14 protein-coding genes are annotated in these 15,900 nt (G+C 72.1%); 4 read left to right on the top strand and 10 right to left on the bottom strand.

From position 1 onward, the window contains the following. Positions 1 to 14: 14 nt before the first annotated feature. Entirely contained in the window at positions 15 to 1,502 is a 1,488-nt protein-coding gene (locus tag AB0B91_RS25405) for an FAD-dependent monooxygenase (RefSeq protein ID WP_358324171.1), read from the bottom strand. 63 nt (positions 1,503 to 1,565) lie between these two features. On the opposite strand from AB0B91_RS25405, the gene AB0B91_RS25400 reads away from it, so the two are divergent. Beyond that, positions 1,566 to 2,090, top strand: coding sequence for a PadR family transcriptional regulator (locus tag AB0B91_RS25400; protein WP_358324168.1), 525 nt, complete (start codon positions 1,566 to 1,568; stop codon positions 2,088 to 2,090). A 2-nt stretch (positions 2,091 to 2,092) separates the two neighbouring features. On the opposite strand, the gene AB0B91_RS25395 is transcribed toward AB0B91_RS25400, so the two are convergent. From AB0B91_RS25395 to AB0B91_RS25365, 7 genes are all read right to left on the bottom strand, one after another. Beyond that, positions 2,093 to 3,670 (bottom strand): penicillin-binding transpeptidase domain-containing protein, encoded by a 1,578-nt coding sequence (locus AB0B91_RS25395; RefSeq protein WP_358324166.1) that lies wholly within the window; start codon positions 3,668 to 3,670, stop codon positions 2,093 to 2,095. A gap of 73 nt (positions 3,671 to 3,743) precedes the next feature. Next, on the bottom strand, positions 3,744 to 4,403 hold the full coding sequence (locus tag AB0B91_RS25390; protein ID WP_358324163.1) for a lysophospholipid acyltransferase family protein: 660 nt from the start codon (positions 4,401 to 4,403) through the stop codon (positions 3,744 to 3,746). 250 nt (positions 4,404 to 4,653) lie between these two features. Then, complete coding sequence (locus AB0B91_RS25385; protein WP_358324161.1) at positions 4,654 to 5,238, bottom strand: CoA pyrophosphatase; 585 nt, start codon at positions 5,236 to 5,238, stop codon at positions 4,654 to 4,656. Positions 5,239 to 5,286: 48 nt separating this feature from the next. Beyond that, the gene (locus tag AB0B91_RS25380; protein ID WP_358324158.1) at positions 5,287 to 6,030 is read right to left on the bottom strand and encodes a siderophore-interacting protein; all 744 of its coding nucleotides are present in this window, start codon (positions 6,028 to 6,030) and stop codon (positions 5,287 to 5,289) included. A 29-nt stretch (positions 6,031 to 6,059) separates the two neighbouring features. After that, positions 6,060 to 6,584, bottom strand: a complete 525-nt coding sequence (locus AB0B91_RS25375; RefSeq protein ID WP_358324156.1) for a PadR family transcriptional regulator — start codon at positions 6,582 to 6,584, stop codon at positions 6,060 to 6,062. A gap of 39 nt (positions 6,585 to 6,623) precedes the next feature. Next, positions 6,624 to 8,489: a polysaccharide lyase family 8 super-sandwich domain-containing protein gene (locus tag AB0B91_RS25370; protein ID WP_358324153.1), complete on the bottom strand. Its 1,866-nt coding sequence runs from the start codon at positions 8,487 to 8,489 to the stop codon at positions 6,624 to 6,626. A 31-nt stretch (positions 8,490 to 8,520) separates the two neighbouring features. Next, on the bottom strand, positions 8,521 to 9,132 hold the full coding sequence (locus tag AB0B91_RS25365; protein ID WP_358324150.1) for a TetR family transcriptional regulator: 612 nt from the start codon (positions 9,130 to 9,132) through the stop codon (positions 8,521 to 8,523). 61 nt (positions 9,133 to 9,193) lie between these two features. On the opposite strand from AB0B91_RS25365, the gene AB0B91_RS25360 reads away from it, so the two are divergent. Then, positions 9,194 to 11,185, top strand: coding sequence for an AAA family ATPase (locus tag AB0B91_RS25360; protein WP_358324147.1), 1,992 nt, complete (start codon positions 9,194 to 9,196; stop codon positions 11,183 to 11,185). On the opposite strand, the gene AB0B91_RS25355 is transcribed toward AB0B91_RS25360, so the two are convergent. Both AB0B91_RS25355 and AB0B91_RS25350 read right to left on the bottom strand, forming a co-directional pair. Then, on the bottom strand, positions 11,159 to 12,130 hold the full coding sequence (locus AB0B91_RS25355) for a tyrosine-type recombinase/integrase (protein ID WP_358324144.1): 972 nt from the start codon (positions 12,128 to 12,130) through the stop codon (positions 11,159 to 11,161). The two genes, AB0B91_RS25360 and AB0B91_RS25355, sit on opposite strands and share 27 nt — an antisense overlap. A gap of 22 nt (positions 12,131 to 12,152) precedes the next feature. Further along, complete coding sequence (locus AB0B91_RS25350; protein WP_358324141.1) at positions 12,153 to 13,367, bottom strand: cysteine desulfurase-like protein; 1,215 nt, start codon at positions 13,365 to 13,367, stop codon at positions 12,153 to 12,155. 9 nt (positions 13,368 to 13,376) lie between these two features. Between AB0B91_RS25350 and AB0B91_RS25345 the strand changes: the two genes are divergently transcribed. Both AB0B91_RS25345 and AB0B91_RS25340 read left to right on the top strand, forming a co-directional pair. Further along, positions 13,377 to 14,429, top strand: coding sequence for a winged helix DNA-binding domain-containing protein (locus tag AB0B91_RS25345; protein WP_358324139.1), 1,053 nt, complete (start codon positions 13,377 to 13,379; stop codon positions 14,427 to 14,429). A 31-nt stretch (positions 14,430 to 14,460) separates the two neighbouring features. Then, on the top strand, positions 14,461 to 15,885 hold the full coding sequence (locus AB0B91_RS25340; protein ID WP_358324136.1) for a wax ester/triacylglycerol synthase family O-acyltransferase: 1,425 nt from the start codon (positions 14,461 to 14,463) through the stop codon (positions 15,883 to 15,885). The last annotated feature ends 15 nt before the right edge of the window (positions 15,886 to 15,900 follow it).

Genomic DNA, 15,900 nt, shown 5'->3' with positions numbered 1-15,900 from the left:
GCACGCACCGGGGCTCAGAGCCGCTCAAGATAGTCCGCCAGCGCGGCCGGGGAGTCGGCCATGAGCCCGACATAGCCGTCGGGGCGGATCAGCACGGTCGTGCCCTCGCGTCCGCCGTACACGCGGTGCAGGTGCCCGCTCGTGTCGGCCAGTCCGGCCCGGCCCGGGCGGACGACGGTGTAGGCGCGGACCCGGGGATCGGCGAGGTCCGGGGCGACGCCGAAGGCCAGGGCGGTGAAGTGCGGTCCGCGGAGCAGCTCGGACAGGCGGTGTTCGCTCCCGTCGAGCATGACGGGGGCGTCGGGGGCCACGTCGCCGGCCCGGACCCGGCCGTGGCTGCCGGTGAGGTGCCGGGTCAGCGGGCCGGTGCGGTAGACGGGGTGGTCGTGGCGCGTACGGCGCTGCTGGCGGGCCATGACGGACTTCAAGATCAGCCGCACCAGCGGGCGAACGACGCGCGGCGGGACCATGCCCTTCATCCGGCGGTCGCTGTCGGCCAGGATCTCCCGCGCGACCGGCAGCCGCTCGGCCTCGTAGCTGTCCAGCAGTTCGGGCCTGGCCGCGCCCTGGATGACCAGGGCGAGCTTCCAGCCCAGGTTGTAGGCGTCCTGGATGCCGGTGTTCATGCCGTGGCCGCCGAAGGGGCTGTGCACGTGGGCGGCGTCTCCGGCCAGCAGCACCCGGCCGACCCGGTAGCGTTCGACCATCCGCAGGTTGTAGCGCCAGGTCGACAGCCAGGCCGGGTCGTACACCTGAAGGTCGCGGCCGGTCCTGGTCGTGAGCGCGTGGCGCAGGGTGCCGAGGTCGCCCTCGTCGCCGGGCTCCAGTGAGGTGACCACCTGCCAGGTGTCGGCGTGGGGGATGGGGCGGGCGACCAGCATGTGGCCGTCGGCGCTCACCCAGAGGTGCGTGCCGCTGCCGCGGTCCAAGCCGTCGATGCGCACGTCGGCGATGAGCGCGCGCGTGTCCTCGGCCGTGGAGCCGGAGAAGGGCAGGCCGAGGGTGCGCCGGACCAGGCTGCGACCGCCGTCGGCGGCGACCAGGTAGCGCGCGTGGAGCCGCTCGCCGTCCTCCAGCGTCGCGGTCACGCCCTCGTCGCCGGCGTCGAATCCGGTCAGCCGCCGCCCGAACTCCACCTTCCCGCCGAACTCGGCGAGCCGGTCGCGCAGGATCGACTCCGTGCGCCACTGGGGCAGCGCCACGGTGTTCGGGTACGGGCGCGAGGGGTCGGCGGGGGCGGGCGGCAGGCGCAGGTCGAAGAGGGGTTCGGTGCCGAGGTGGAAGCGGAGCCAGCCGCGGACGTCGCCCGCCGCCAGGATGCGGTCGGCGACGCCGAGATCGTCCAGCGCCTCCAGGGAACGCGGCTTGAGCGTGAAGCCGCGTGAGCCGGCCGCGGGCGTGGCGGCCTGCTCGATGATGCGGCAGGCGACCCCTCGGCGGGTCAGGTCACAGGCGAGGGTCAGGCCGGTCGGTCCGGCGCCCACGATCAGTACATCCGTCATGACCCCCACATTAGGACCTGTCCAGTTGTATACGTCAAGATAGGAGCATGCCAAGATAGGGACATGTCACTGCGTTACGCCTTGCTCGGCTTGCTGGAGGACGGGCCCGCCAGCGGCTACGCCCTCAACGTCCGTTTCGAGCGCTCACTGCAGCGCTACACCTGGACGGCGCGGCAGAGCCACATCTACCCCGAGCTCAAGCGCCTGGCGGACGAGGGCCTCGTCGTCATCGCCGAAGAGGGGGCCCGAGGCAGCCGGAGCTATGCGATCACCGACGCGGGCCGTGAGGAGCTGCGCGCCTGGCTGCTGTCACCGCCCAAGCCGCGCGCCGTCCGCGACGAGCACGGCCTGCGCATGTGCCTGCTGTCCGCCCTGGACCCACCGGAGGCGAGCGAGCTCGTACGGGGACATCTGGAGACGGCCGAGCAGATGGTGGCCGAGCTCAAGGCCATCGCCGAGGCCGCCGACGCGGGCGAGCACCCGCGCGGCGGCCTGCGCTTCGGCCGGCTCGCGCTGCAGTACGGGATCTCCCAGTACGAGGCGCAGCGCGAGTGGGCCAGATGGGCTCTGCGGCAGTTGGAAAGCTGAGGTCACAGACGGCGCAGGAACGTGGCCGCCACCGGGGCCGCGACCTTGCCCCCGGTGCCGCCTCCCTCCACCACCACGGCGAAGGCCACATCTTCCTTGAACCCCATGAACCAGGCATGGGTCTGCAGCTTGTCTCCGGTGCCGTACTCGGCGGTGCCCGTCTTGCCGTGCGTGCCCGCGGGCAGCCCGGACGCCTTGGCGGTGCCCTTGGTGACGACGGCCGCCATCATGGCGTGCAGGTTGGTCTTGACGCCCTCGGGCAGCGGCTGCTCGCTCGCCTTCTGCTTCAGGTCGGGCACCAGCGTGGGCGGCCGCCAGGTGCCGTCGGCGATGGCCGCGGCGACCGAGGCGATCGACAGCGGGCTGGCGGTGATCCGGGCCTGCCCGAACGCCTCGGCGGCCAGTTCGGCGTCCGACTCCGGCTTGGGGAAGCTGGCCTTGGTGGCCGGCACCCCGATGTTCAGGGGCTGGTTGAACCCGACCTCCTCGGCCGTCTTCAGCAGCTTGTCGGCGCCCAGCCGCTTCTCGGCCAGCGGCGCGAACGTGGTGTTGCACGAGTGGGCGAAGGAGTCGAGGAACGACAGCGACCCGAACTCCTCCTTCTCCGAGTTGCGGATCTTCAGCCCGCCCACGTTCGCGTACATCGGGCAGGACACCTTGTCCTCCGGCGTCATCCCGGCCGCGAGCAGCCCGATCGCGGTGACGGCCTTGAACGTCGAGCCCGGCGGGTAGCGGCCGTCCAGCGCCCGGTTGAAGCCGCCCTGGTTGTTGACCACGGCCAGGATCTCGCCCGTGCTCGGCTTGATCGCGACCATCGAGGTGGGCTTCTTCACGTCCTTGACCGCGGCCACCGCGGCGGCCTGCGCGCGCGGGTCGAGCGTCGTCTTCAGGTCCTCGCCGTCCTTGCCCTCGATCGTCTGCAGCGTCTTGTCGCCGACCTTGATCTCGGTCGCCGGGGTGCCGGCCAGTTGCTCCTGGAACGTCTCCTGCAGCCCGCCCCTGCCGATGGCCTGGCCGACCTGGTAGGAGGAGCCGAGCTTGGCCACGTCCTTCTTGGTCGCCTTGTCGAGGTAGCCGACGAGCTGCTGCACCGACCCGCCGACGTCGCCGGTGTCGATGCGGTCGCCGCCGGAGTCGGTGATCTCGGCCCGGTCGGGCCAGCGCGTCTTCAGCGCGAACGTGGCGCCGGCGGTCAGCGACGGATGCAGGGTCTTGGGCGTCCAGTCGACCTTCCAGGCGCGATCGGCCACCTTCAGGTCGATCTGTCCCTGGTAGGTCCAGTCGCCGATGTTCTTCAGCGTCAGGGTCGTGGTGTACGGCACCTTGGCCCGGTCGTCGCCGGACTCGGTGACGGCGCCGAGCTTGACCGAGGTGGCCTCGACCGCCAGGCCGGTGCGCATCTGGTCGTACGGCGTCAGCTGCTGCGGTGTGGCCAGCACGGCGGTCATGGCCGCCTTGTCACCCGACTGCCAGGCGGCGGCGAAGAGCCGCGCCGCCTCGGCGGGTGTGCCTCTGGTGTGAAGCACGTAGTACGCGCCACCCGCGGCGGCCCCCGCCGCCAGCACGGTGACGCAGGACACGATCGCGATGGTGCGGCCACGCGCCACTGGTCAGCCCCCTGATCATCGACGGATTGCCGAGCTTAGCGACAAATTAGGACATACCGCTTGCGGCTTTGAAACTTGACGCATAGGTCGGCACGTATTCCTGGCCGGACAACTCCCGGATCGCGGCCATGATCTCGTCGGTCACCCGGCGGCGGTCGCGAGCCTTGGTGTGGTCGCCCTCGAACCGCATCGGCGCGCCGATCGTGATGCCGATCTTGGCCGGGCGCGGCACTTTGGAGCCGACCGGCAGCACGCGTTCGGTGCCGCTGAGCGCCACCGGCAGGACGGGCGCGCCCGTCTTGAGCGCCAGCCAGGCCACGCCGATCTTGCCGCGATAGAGGCGGCCGTCAGGGGAGCGGGTGCCCTCGGGGTGGATGCCGAACAGCTCACCGCGCTCCAGCAGGTCGGCGGCGGCGTCGAGCATCTCCTGCGCGGCGTGCGCGCTGTCGCGGTCGGTGGGCAGGCTGCCGCCCAGGCGCATGAACCAGCCGGAGACCGGGTTGCCGGAGAAGTATTCCTTCTTGGCGGCGAACGTCACGTGCCGCGGCAGCAGCGCGGGCAGCAGATAGGAGTCGAGCACCGACAAGTGGTTGGCGGCCAGAATGGCCGGTCCCGTCCTCGGCACGTGCACCGCACCGGAGATGTGCGGGCGGCACATCGCATGGGCGATCGGCGCAGCGGCGAACTTGACCACTTCATATAGCAACGGGCTCTCCTGGATGATCGGCGGTCCGGGCCACCCCACCCTAGAGCAGGCGCCCCGGCCGGGACCGGGGCGCCTGAAAAGCCTAAGGCCGATGTGGCGGTCGCCTCCTCGGCGAGATGCACAACACGGCTCCAGCCGAACGGTATTCCGTGAAGGCGGTAATTTGCGGCCCGGGGGACACAGACCACATCGGCCATTCGATGCTAACGGACATCCGGCGGCACGTATTCCACCGGCCCAAAAGAATCGGTCAGGTTCTGGTCCAGTGTGGTTGTGCTACATCGAAGACCCGCAGCTCACGGCCACGCAGGGCCACCTCCGCGAACTGCCACAAAATCGCTCCGGTCGGCGCGTGGACCACGATCGAGGGCCCCAGCGGCATCTGCAGCAGCCCGCCGCGCCAGCGCGGCACCTCCGGCGCCAGGAACCGCTCCAGCGGCACCGCGTGCACCGAGGCCACCTCGTGCCCGTCGGCGACCGGCTGCTGGCCGTCGCCGAAGGCCACCACCGGCGTGATGACGAACCCCGAGTCGGTGACGAAGTCGTCGAGCAGCCCCGCCACCACGACGCCCGTGACGGCCGTCTCCTCGGCCAGCTCCCGCAGCGCCGCCTCGACCGGCTGCTCGCCGTCGTCGAGCCGCCCGCCCGGCAGTGCCCACTGCCCGGGGTTGCGCCCGCGCGGGGCCCGCCTGATGAGGATCGTGTACGGCAGGCCGGCGGTGTCCCTGAGCACGCACACCGTCACGGCGGCCCGGCGAACCCCCTCGGCCGGCGGCGCCTCCCGGCGGTCGAAGGCGGTCAGGCGGGTGGTGACCAGCTCACGGAGCTCGTCCATCGGAGGAAGCACCAGCCCAGGATCTCACGCCCGCCAAATGCGTATTTATCAGTCGAGTCCCCGCTTGCCAGGCGTCCAGAAGGGCTTCGTTCGGACGTTCTGGCGCTGCCAGCCCCGCTCGCGCACCAGATGCGCGCGGACGGCCTGGATCGTCCGGGCCTCCCCCGCCAGGTAGGCCACGCCGGGCTCGTCCGGCAAGGCGAGCTTCCTGACGGCCGCCACCAGCAGCTCCGAGCTCGCGGCGGAGGCTCCCTCGCGGCAGACCCGGGTGAGGTCGCGCGGCAGGTCCAGATGGTCGCCGGGCCCGTCGGCCTCCACGGCCCCGAACACCACCTCGCCCTCGGGCAGCGCGCGCAGCATCGCGCCGAACGCGACCGACGCCGTCTCCTCCCCGGCGAACAGATGGTACGGAGCGGGCCGTACGACGAGGCTGCCTTCCGGCTTGGTGAAGGCGATCTCCTGGCCGGGCCGGGCGTTCCTGATCCAGCTCGTGCCGGGGCCGTCGCCGCCGTGGTCGAAGCCGATCAGCTCGATGGTGTCCCAGGTGGGGTCGTGGTGCCAGATCGAGTACGTACGCAGGGCGTTGGCGATCTCGCCCCGTAACCACGCACGCGCCGTGAAGATGTCTTTGACCGCCAGGCGGACGTGCTGCCCCGGCGTCCACTTCAGTCCTGCCAGGGCCTCGCCGCCGATTCTGATCTTCCGCATGCGCGGCGTCACCTGTTCGGTCTCCAAGACCTCGCCGACGACGAACAGCCGGTCGCGCAGCGCGTGGGTGATGGTCGTCTTCACGTCAACAGCACTCCTCATGAATAAGGCGGTCAGTGGCGGCGGGGGTCCAGCTGCTCGATCCGGCGGCGGGCCTCGATGAAGATCGTTTGGATCTCGTCGACGACCCGGGGGTCGCCGTGCGCGTGGGCGAGTGTCTTGACCGCGGCCTTGACCAGGCGCAGGGCAGGGCCGATGATCTCGGCCGCCTCAGGCTCGCGGAACATCCCCCACTCACTCCGGCTGGCCGCCCGCGCCCAGAGCCGGTCGATCTCCTCGGCCTGCTCGCCGACCACGCCCAGGCCCGCCTCGGTGATGTGGTGCACCTTGCGGCCCTCGGCCGCCTCGATCCGGACGAGGCCCTCGTCCTCCAGCAACTGCAGCGTCGGGTAGATGGAGCCCGCGCTGGGCTCGTACGTCCCGTTGAAGCGGTCGGCAAGGCGGTTCATCACCTGGTAGCCGTGGCCGGGCTGCTCGGCGAGCAGGGCGAGGATGGCCAGGCGCAGCTCCCCCGGCCCGAAGAACCGTCCAGTAGGCCCGACACCGCCTCCGCCGGGCGCGCGGCGTGCGTTCATCATGGCTCGGATGCTATATCGAACGATATAGCGAAGTAAACATCAACTCTCGGCGGCGAAGACGAGCCCGTGCTCGTCGTGGCGGGCGGTGAGGGTGACACCGGTGCGGTCGCAGCGGACCGCCTGCAGCAGGGGAGTGTTGGACAGCACGGTGACACCGGGGTCCGCCCGGCGCGCGGCCGTGGCCGCCGCGTCGGCGCCGGGCAGGACCAGGCACGCGTACGTGGCGCCGTCCGGCCGCGGGCCGTGGTCGAAGCCGACGGCGAACAGCCTGGCGGTCAGCGGCTCGGTGGACCCGGTCGCGGTGATGTCCGACCAGCTACCGGTGCGGCGCTCCACCCGCGTCCACATCGGTTCCCGATCGGACAGCGGCACGTAACCGATCCGCCCGTGGTGCGCATAACGGCCCGTCGTCACCGGGCCGGACACCAGGCGCTGGTCGATCGTCGTCACCACCGGGTACGCCGCCGACGGCGCGGTGATCCCGGCGCCGAGCGCGACGAACACGTCGTCGAAGCAGAACCACGCCTTCCACCCGTCCGCGATCCGGTCGGTCCCCGCCAGGCGCATCACGGCGATGCCGTGGCGCCCGTCCGTCCAGCCGCCGACGTCCGGTGAGGCGCCGTGCCGGTCGTTGGGGCGGGGGAGGAGCGCCGCCGGGCCGGGCGGCTGCTCGGCGGTCACGCCCGGCAGCCGCGCCCAGTCCCACAACGGGATGACCGCCCGGTAGCCGTCCTGCGGCCCGTCGCCGATCCGGACGGGGGCGACGCCGTCGCCGATCCGGACGGGGGCGACGCCGTCGCCGAGGTGGCGGCCACGCAGGTTCTCGCCGTTCATGCTCTCGGTGGGCGCGGTACGGCTCGACGACATGCGCACCGCCACCGACCAGCCGGGTCGCCGATGCACGAGATAGTCGGAACGCGGGTAATAGCGACAGCCGACGGGTCCGGCGGCGGGCCGTCCGGCTTCGGCCTCGGCCAGGTGCCGTTCGAAGGCCGCCAGTTCGTCCTGGCGAGGCGCACCGGCCGCGCGCAGGCGCCGGATCGCGGTCCGCAGGTCGGCGGCGGGCCGGTGGGCGTCCGCGCGGGTGATGTTGCGGCCCATGGTGGTGAAGTCGAAGACGCCTCCGTGCATCGCCCACCGCAGGCCGTCCAGCAGGAAATCGGTGAAGAAACCCACCTCGGCCGTACCGAACGCCCACGGCGTGCCGTACACCACATGGATCCACAGACCCAGGTCGGCGGCCAGCGCGAAGCCGTAGCCGCCGGAGTAGAGCTGGGCGCCGTGCTGGTGGAAGCTGAAGTCGTCCTGGATCCCCTCGCCACGGGTCGCCCGCAGGGTCGTCGACATGCGCGCGACCGCCGAGGAGACCAGGCCGGCGTCGTCCACCAGCAGGCCGTGACGCAGTACGACCGCCTGGGTCCAGACGAGGTTCTGGCCGGTCATCTCGCCGGGGCCCGCGCAGCCGGCGAGCCAGGCGCCCCAGGCCGCCCGTTCGGCGGGGCCGAGCCGGTCGGCGAGCAGTAGGAGGGCGTCACCGGCCAGTTGCGGTGCGGCGATCTCGTTGTACCACCAGTTGGCGCTGCGCGGGGCGTGGCGGCGCCAGGCGTCGAGGGCGGGGAGCGCGGTGGGCCGGTGCTGTTCGGAGAGTGCCAGGGTGAGGGTCCTGGACAGGTGTTCCAGCGGCGCCCAGTTCCGGCCGTCGCCCCGGTCGGCGTAGTCGAGGTCCGGCCACGTGCCGTCGGCGCCGGGCCCGTCCGCCAGGGGACCGGGCCCGGCCAGGCCGGAGGCCGCGCCGATGGCGGTGGTGCCGGAGGCGGAGTCCAGCAGCTCGCGCAGCAGCCGGGCTCTGGCCGTTTCGAGGGCCGCTTTGTGAGCTGTTTCGGGAGCCGTTCCAGGGTCGGGCATGTCGCTCCTCAGAGGTCGGGCAGGTCGCTGCTCAAGCGTGGCGCAGCAGGGCGAAGGCGCGGTCGGCGCGGTGCAGGGCCTCCGGCTCGACCTCCGCCAGCGTGCGCCCGTCGGCCAGGGCCTGCCAGTTGTGCTTGGCCAGCACCCGGTGCGCGGCCAGCACCTGCGCCGCCAGCAGCGAGGCGGTGAGGGCGTCGGGGATCTCCGGAGCCTCGGCGAGCGCGGCGGTCAGGGCGTCCTCGTCCAGCGACATGAAGTGCAGCAGGCGGGCGGCCACACTGGGCGTGCCGAAGGCCAGGCGGCGAAAGGCCATCACCTCCGGCTGGTCGTTCAGCCCGGTGACCGGGTCGTGCCTGGCCAGGGCTTCGAGAAAGTGCCGGTGCAGCGCCGCCAGCGGATGCTCGCCCGCGGCGCGCTGCCGCACCACCCGCGCGAACTCGCCCTGATGGTCGCTGATGCGGTGCAGGACGAGGTCCTCCTTGGCTGGGAAGTACTTGAACAGCGTCGGCTTCGACACCCGCGCGGCGGCGGCGATCTCGGCGACCGGAACCTCGTCGAAACCACGCGCCAGGAAGAGCGAGATGGCCGCCGCGGAGATGGCATCGCGCACCTGTTCCCTGTGCAACTGCCGGAGTCCTGTCATGAGTCCACTCTAACAAAGTGTTAACCTGGTAAAAGTATTAACCGAGTTAACTGGAGGTCGGATGGCCACGCTCGACGAGGAGAGACGATACGTCGAACAGTGCGGAGCCGGGCTGCGCAGGATGCTCGACGCGGCCCGGGACAACGTGATCGTCGGCGAGAGCGTGGCGGGCGACCGCTACAGCGCCGAACGGCTCGGCCGTCACCTCAAGAGCCTGGCCAAGGAGCTGAGCGAGGAGCCGGAAGGCCCGCCGTTCTTCGGACGGCTCGACTTCGGTGGCGACTCCGCCGAACACCAGGGGCGCAGTTACCACATCGGCCGGCGGCACATCACGGGCGAACACGGCGGCCCGCCGGTCGTCATCGACTGGCGGGCGCCCGTCTCGCGGGCCTTCTACCGGGCCAGCGCCCGCGACCCCTTAGGCGTCGAGGTGCGCCGCCGATTCGGCTGGGCCGGCACCACACTGACCTCTTTCGAGGACGAACGGCTCGCCCAAGGCGAGCAGACCGAGAGCCGGATCCTGGCCGCCGAGATCGAACGGCCCCGCGTGGGCCCGATGCGCGACATCGTCGCCACCATCCAGCCCGAGCAGGACGACCTGGTCCGGGCCGGGCTGGAGGAGTCGATCTGCGTGCAGGGCGCACCCGGCACCGGCAAGACGGCCGTCGGCCTGCACCGGGCGGCGTTCCTGCTGTACGCGCACCGGCAGCGGCTGGAGCGCTCGGGGGTGCTGGTGCTGGGCCCCAACCGGGCCTTCCTCGGCTACATCTCGGCCGTGCTGCCCGCGCTGGGCGAGGTCGACGTCGAGCAGACCACGCTGGAGCGGCTGCTGGGCACGGTCGCGGTCACGGCCACCGACAGCCCGGCCGCCGCGCTGGTCAAGCATGACGCGCGGATGGCCGAGGTGCTGCGCACGGTCCTGTACGGGCGCATAGGCAAGCCGGTCGAGCCTGTCTCCGTCGCGGACGGCTCCTTCCGGTGGCGGGTCGGTGCGGACGAGCTGCGCCGCATCGTCGACGACACGCGGCGCGACGGCATGCCGTACGCGATCGGGCGTGAACGGGTGCGCGCCAGGATCACCGAGCTGATGCGGCGCCAGGCCGAGCTGCGCGGCCGCACGGGCAACGCCGTCTGGACCCGCAAGATCGGCAAGGCGCTCACGCCGTTCCTGGACGAGATCTGGCCGGCCGTACGCCCGGAGGAGCTCCTGTGCGCCCTGCTGAGCGACCCGGGACCGGCCGCCCCGATCCTGACGGCCGAGGAGCGGGCGGCCATCACCTGGGCCCGGCCGCCGCGCGGCTACAAGAGCGCCAAGTGGTCCGCGGCCGACCTGGTGCTGCTCGACGAGATCGCCGGGCTGCTGGAACGGCCGAGCGGCTACGGCCACGTCATCGTGGACGAGGCGCAGGACCTGTCGCCGATGCAGTGCAGGGCGGTGGCCAGACGCAGCGAGCACGGCTCGATCACCGTGCTCGGCGATCTGGCTCAGGGCACCACGCCATGGGCGGCCGCGTCCTGGCCGCGGCACCTGGAACTGCTCGGCAAGCCGGAGGCCGGCGTCATCGCGCTCACGACGGGGTTCCGGGTGCCCGCCGTGGTGGTCGGCCCGGCCAACCGGCTGCTGGCGGCGCTCGACGTGGACGTGCCCGCCACCACGTCGTACCGCGCCGACGGCAGGCTGCTCGTCACCCGGGTGACCGAGCTGGACAAGGGGGTCGTCGCGGCCGCCCGTGAGGCGCTGACCTTCGAGGGGTCGATCGGCGTGATCGCGGCCGACGCCGACGCCGGCACGCTGACCGACGCCCTGTGGAACGGCGGCCTCGACCTCGGCGAGCGGCTGAGCGTGGTGCCCGCCTCGATGGCCAAGGGCCTGGAATACGACCACGTGGTGCTGGCCGAGCCCGCCGCCATCGTCGAGGCCGAGGCCCGCGGCCTCAACCGCTTGTACGTCGCGCTCACCCGCGCGGTCTCCCGGCTGGACGTGGTGCACTCCCGGCCGCTGCCGCTCGATGTCTTCGGTACGAGCTCAGGCGAGGGGACGGGCGGCCGGTAGGCGGATGCGGTCGACGGCCTCGCGGCGGGTCTTCTCCGGGCGGCGGTCATAGCGGGCCGTGGTGGCCGGAGACGAGTGGCCGACCAGGGCCTGGGCGGTGGCCAGGTCGACGCCCGCGTCCAGCAGCTCGCCGATGAAGGTGCGGCGGAAGTCGTGCGCCGTACGCCGGGACGCCCCGGCCTCACCCAGCCGCCTGGTCAGGATGTCGGCGATGCCCTGCCCGGTCAGCCCGACCGGCCGGCCGTCGCGCAGGCGTACCCGGCCCATCCTGCTGATCGGGCTGAACAGCGCGCCCGCCTCGCCGCCGCGCACCGCCAGCCACCGCTCGACCAGCCCGATCGCGTCGGTCGTCAGGTAGACCAGCCGCTCCTTGTCGCGCTTGCCGCGGACCCGGAGCGAGCGGGCGCCCGGGTCGTAGTCGGACAGAGACAGCCCGCCGATCTCGGCGCGGCGGCAGCCGGTGGAGTAGAGCACCGCGATCAGTGCCGCGTCGCGGATCCCGGCGGGCGAGTCGTCGCAGGCCGACAGGGCCGCTCCCACGACCTCCGGCGGCACGTGGTGGCCGGTGGGCAGGCGGCTCTGGCGTACCGGGGCCAGGTCGGAGGCGCGCGCGTAGTCCTCCGCGCTGCTCTGCCCGAGCCGCCACGCCTCCTTCAGCACCCGGCGCAGCGCGACCAGGTGCTTGTTGACGTAGGCCGCAGACCAGCCCTGATCGGTCAGCAACGTGCGGATGCGCACCGTGTGCTCGTAGCGCAGCAGATGCCACGGCTGTCCAGCGCCGCTGGCCGTCTGGTCGCCGGTGAGCAGCCGGGCCAGCCGGTCGAGGCAGCCGCGCATCGTACGGCGCGACTCAGGGCTGGTCAGCGAGTCGAGGTAGACGTGGTAGGGGTCGCGGGCCGGCTCGACGAGCGTGGTCGGCAGGCCCGGTAGGGCGGGCAGGCTCACCCGGCGATCTTAGCTTCCGGGGTCACTCCTGGAGGCGGGCCACTCCCTGCAGCAGCCGGTCGACGTCCGAAGGGTCGTTGTAGTGCACCAGCCCGGCGCGGACCGCGCTGCCGGAGTCGCGGATGCCCAGCGCGCCGGTGAGCTCCCAGGCGTAGTTGTGGCCGTTCCACACGTTCACGCCGCGCGCGGCCAGCGCCTCCGCCACCTGGCGAGGGGTACGCCCGGCGACGGTGAAGTAGGCGGTCGCGGTGCGCCGGGCGGGCTTGCCGTACAGGGTGACGTGCGGCATCGACTCCAGGCCCTCGAGCAGCACGGCGAACAGCTCCAGCTCGTACGACTCGGCGGCCGACATCGAGGTCACCAGCCGCTCCCTGCGGGTGCCCGTGCCCGGGACCATCTTGGCCAGGTGGTTCACGGCGGCCGTCACCCCGGCCAGATCGGCGAAGGCGGCCGTGCCCGTCTCGAACCGCTCGGGCACCGTGTCGAGGGAGGAGGCCAGCTTGTCCGGTCTGATCGTCTCCAGCAGCGCCGGGTCGGCGACGACCGCGCCGATGTGCGGGCCCGCCCACTTGTAGGCGCTGGTGGCGTAGAAGTCGGCGCCCAGCTCCACCATGTCCACGGGGCCGTGCGCGGTGGCGTGCACCCCGTCCACGTAGGTCAGCGCTCCCGCCTCGTGCGCCAGCGCGGCGATCGCGGCCACGTCCGGACGGGTGCCCAGCACGTTGCTGGCGGCGCTCACCGCCACCAGCCGGGTGCGCTCGCCGATCAGGTCCGCGTACTGCTCCACCGGCAGTTCCCCGGTCGCCAGGTCCACCTCGGCCCAGCGGACCGTCGCCCCGGCCCGCGTCGCGACCTGTATCCAGGGCCGGACGTTGGCGTCGTGGTCCAGCCGCGACACCACGACCTCGTCGCCCGGACCCCAGCCCTTGGCCAGCGCCCCGGCCAAGCGATAGGTGAGCGTCGTCATGTTCGGCCCCAGGATCACCCCGTCCGGACGACCGCCGACCAGGTCGGCCACGGCCGCACGACAGGCCGCCACGATCTCGTCGGAGCGGTGGCTGGCCGCGAAGGCGCCACCCACGTTGCCGATGCCCGTGCGGTAGGCGGCCACGATGACGTCGATCACCGACTGGGGCGTCTGGGTGCCCGCCGCGCCGTCGAGGTAGGCGTGGCCGTCGTCCAGCGCGGGGTAGGTCGCGCGCACCGATTGAACAGGAAATTTAGTATCAAAGGGCATGATGTGTTCATGCTCACCCTGAGGGAACTCAACCGGGCCACCCTGGCCCGGCAGCATCTTTTGCGGCGCCACCAGGGCGGCGTGACCAGCGTCGCGCATCGCCTCGCCGGCCTGCAGGCGCAGGAGCCCCGCCCCCCGTACCTGGGAATGTGGACCCGGCTGGACGGGTTCGCCCGCGACGACCTGCACGCGGCGCTGCGGGCGCGCACGCTGGTGCGCGCCACCATGATGCGGGCCACCCTGCACCTGGTGACCGCGGCGGACTTCGCCGCGTTCCGTCCTCTCTTGCACCCCCTGCTCGCCGGCGCGGCGCGCCGCTTCCCCGAGCTCGACTTCGACGCCGTCGCGGCGGTGGCGGAGCGGCTGCTGGCCGAAGGGCCGCACACGTTCAACGAGCTGCGGCCGCGGCTGGAGAACGAGTTCCCCGGCGCCTACGATCGGGCGCTCGGCTACGCGGTTCGCATGCTCGTCCCGCTGATCATGGTGCCGACCGAGGACCCGTGGAGCTTCCCGCGCGAGTCCGCCTTCGCCCTGCCGGGCATCGAGCTCGCCGCCGAGCCGGACCTCGGGACGTTCGTCGAGCGGTACCTGGCCGCGTTCGGGCCGGCCTCCGCCGCCGACATGCAGACGTGGTCGGGGCTGACCGGGCTCAAGAGCGTGCTGAACGGCATGCGCGACCGGCTGGAGGTGCTGGTGGACGAGCACGGCAGGGAACTGTTCGACTTGCCCGAGGCGCCCAGGCCGGAGGGGGACATGCCGGCGCCGGTCAGGTTCCTGCCCGACTTCGACAACCTGCTGCTCGGCCACGCCGACCGCACCCGCGTGCTGCCCGAGGCGTACCGCGGCCAGGTCGTCACCAAGAACCTGCGCGTCCGCGCCACCTACCTGGTCGACGGCTTCGTGGCCGGGACCTGGCAGATCAAGCGCACGGGCAGGAAGGCCAAGCTGCTCATCACGCCTTTCACCCCGGTCTCACCCGAGGTGCTGGAGGAGGAGGGGATGGCTCTGCTGGCCTTCGCCGAGCCCGGCGCGGAGGCGCGCTCACTTGAAGTAATGAGCTGATTCTGGTTTGTTCGGGGCGGAGGTGTGAGCCATGCCGCAGCTGACCGCCCTGGATGCCCAATTCCTCCATTTCGAGACGGCCACGAACATCGCCAACATCGCCGGACTGGCCATCCTGGACGGCGACCTCAACCGCGCCGACCTCCAGGCCCTGCTGGAACGGCGGCTGCCGTACGTGCCCGCGTTGCGCCGCAAGCTGGCGCACGTGCCCCTCGGACTGGATCACCCCTACTGGGTGCAGGAGGACGACCTCGACCTCGACTATCACGTACGGGAGATCGGGTTGCCGCCGCCCGGTGACGACAGGCAGCTGGCCGACCAGGTGTCCCGGCTGCACGCCCGCCGCCTGGACCGCCGCCGGCCCCTGTGGGAGATCTACCTGATCCACGGCCTGTCCGGTGGCCGCATGGGGCTCTACACCAAGATCCACCACGCGGCCGTGGACGGCATCGGCGGCGCCGACGTGCTGGCCGCGCTCCTCGACCTGGGCCCCGTACCCGCGCCGACGCCCGCGGTCGCGCCCGAGCGCGACTCGCCGCCGCCGGGATCGGCCGAGATGATCCTGCGCGGGCTCGCCAGGCTGGCGGGCAATCCGGCGCAGGCGGTACGGTTCGCCGCCCGGGCGATGCCGCACCTGGACGAGATCCCCGTCGTGTCGTCGCTTCCGGGCAGCCGGATGTTGTCCGGGCTGGCCCGCAAGGTCGCCGGCTCCGGGCAGGCCCCCGAGCTGCCGTCGCTGCCCGCGCCCAAGACGCCGTTCAGCGGGCCGGTCTCCGAGCACCGGCGCTTCGCGTTCGTCTCGCTGCCGCTGGAGGAGATCAAGCAGGTGCGCAAGGCGTTCGGGGTGACGGTGAACGACGTGGTGATGGCCGTGTGCGCGGGCGCGCTGCGCCGGTGGCTGGCCGCGCACGGCGGCATCCCGCGCCAGCCGCTGGTGGCCGGGGTGCCGTTCTCGCTGCGGGAGCCGGGGGCGGGGGGCAACCAGGTGACGTTCATGACGGCGCCGCTGGCCGTCCACCTCGACGACCCCGTCGCGCGGCTGCAGCAGGTGCGGCTGGCCATGCAGCGGATCAAGGACAGGTTCTCGCTGGCGCCCGCGCGATGGCTGCGCGAGCTGAGCGAGTCGATGCCCGCCGCCCTCATGGGGCTGGCCTCCAGATCGGCGTTCGGCCTGGTCGGACAGACCGTCCCGCCCATCAACGTGGCCATCTCGAACGTACCGGGCCCGCAGTTCCCCCTGTACGTGTGCGGGGCGCGGCTGCTCACCCACTACCCGGTCTCGGTGATCACCGACGTGAGCGGCGGGGTGAACATCACCGCCTTCTCCTATGACGGCTCGCTGGACATCGGGGTGATCACCGACAGGGAGATGGTGCCCGACGCCTGGGAGCTCGCCGACGATCTACGCGCGGCACTCGACGAACTGCTCAACGCGGAAAGGGAGTTGCCGCAATAGCTCGATGGTCTTCTC

Origin of the sequence: Nonomuraea sp. NPDC049141 (assembly GCF_040648415.1) — a bacterium.
Classification (GTDB): Bacteria; Actinomycetota; Actinomycetes; order Streptosporangiales; family Streptosporangiaceae; genus Nonomuraea.
Note: the sequence above shows the minus strand (reverse complement) of the source record. Positions and strands in the feature narration are given on the sequence as shown.

What these genes read in the sequence shown, in the direction of transcription:
- AB0B91_RS25405 (WP_358324171.1), bottom strand. Translation starts at nt 1,502, where the DNA reads ATGACGGATGTACTGATCGTGGGCGCCGGACCGACCGGCCTGACCCTC.
- AB0B91_RS25400 (WP_358324168.1), top strand. Translation starts at nt 1,566, where the DNA reads ATGTCACTGCGTTACGCCTTGCTCGGCTTGCTGGAGGACGGGCCCGCC.
- AB0B91_RS25385 (WP_358324161.1), bottom strand. Translation starts at nt 5,238, where the DNA reads ATGGACGAGCTCCGTGAGCTGGTCACCACCCGCCTGACCGCCTTCGAC.
- AB0B91_RS25375 (WP_358324156.1), bottom strand. Translation starts at nt 6,584, where the DNA reads ATGATGAACGCACGCCGCGCGCCCGGCGGAGGCGGTGTCGGGCCTACT.
- AB0B91_RS25370 (WP_358324153.1), bottom strand. Translation starts at nt 8,489, where the DNA reads ATGCCCGACCCTGGAACGGCTCCCGAAACAGCTCACAAAGCGGCCCTC.
- AB0B91_RS25365 (WP_358324150.1), bottom strand. Translation starts at nt 9,132, where the DNA reads ATGACAGGACTCCGGCAGTTGCACAGGGAACAGGTGCGCGATGCCATC.
- AB0B91_RS25360 (WP_358324147.1), top strand. Translation starts at nt 9,194, where the DNA reads ATGGCCACGCTCGACGAGGAGAGACGATACGTCGAACAGTGCGGAGCC.
- AB0B91_RS25350 (WP_358324141.1), bottom strand. Translation starts at nt 13,367, where the DNA reads ATGCCCTTTGATACTAAATTTCCTGTTCAATCGGTGCGCGCGACCTAC.
- AB0B91_RS25345 (WP_358324139.1), top strand. Translation starts at nt 13,377, where the DNA reads ATGCTCACCCTGAGGGAACTCAACCGGGCCACCCTGGCCCGGCAGCAT.
- AB0B91_RS25340 (WP_358324136.1), top strand. Translation starts at nt 14,461, where the DNA reads ATGCCGCAGCTGACCGCCCTGGATGCCCAATTCCTCCATTTCGAGACG.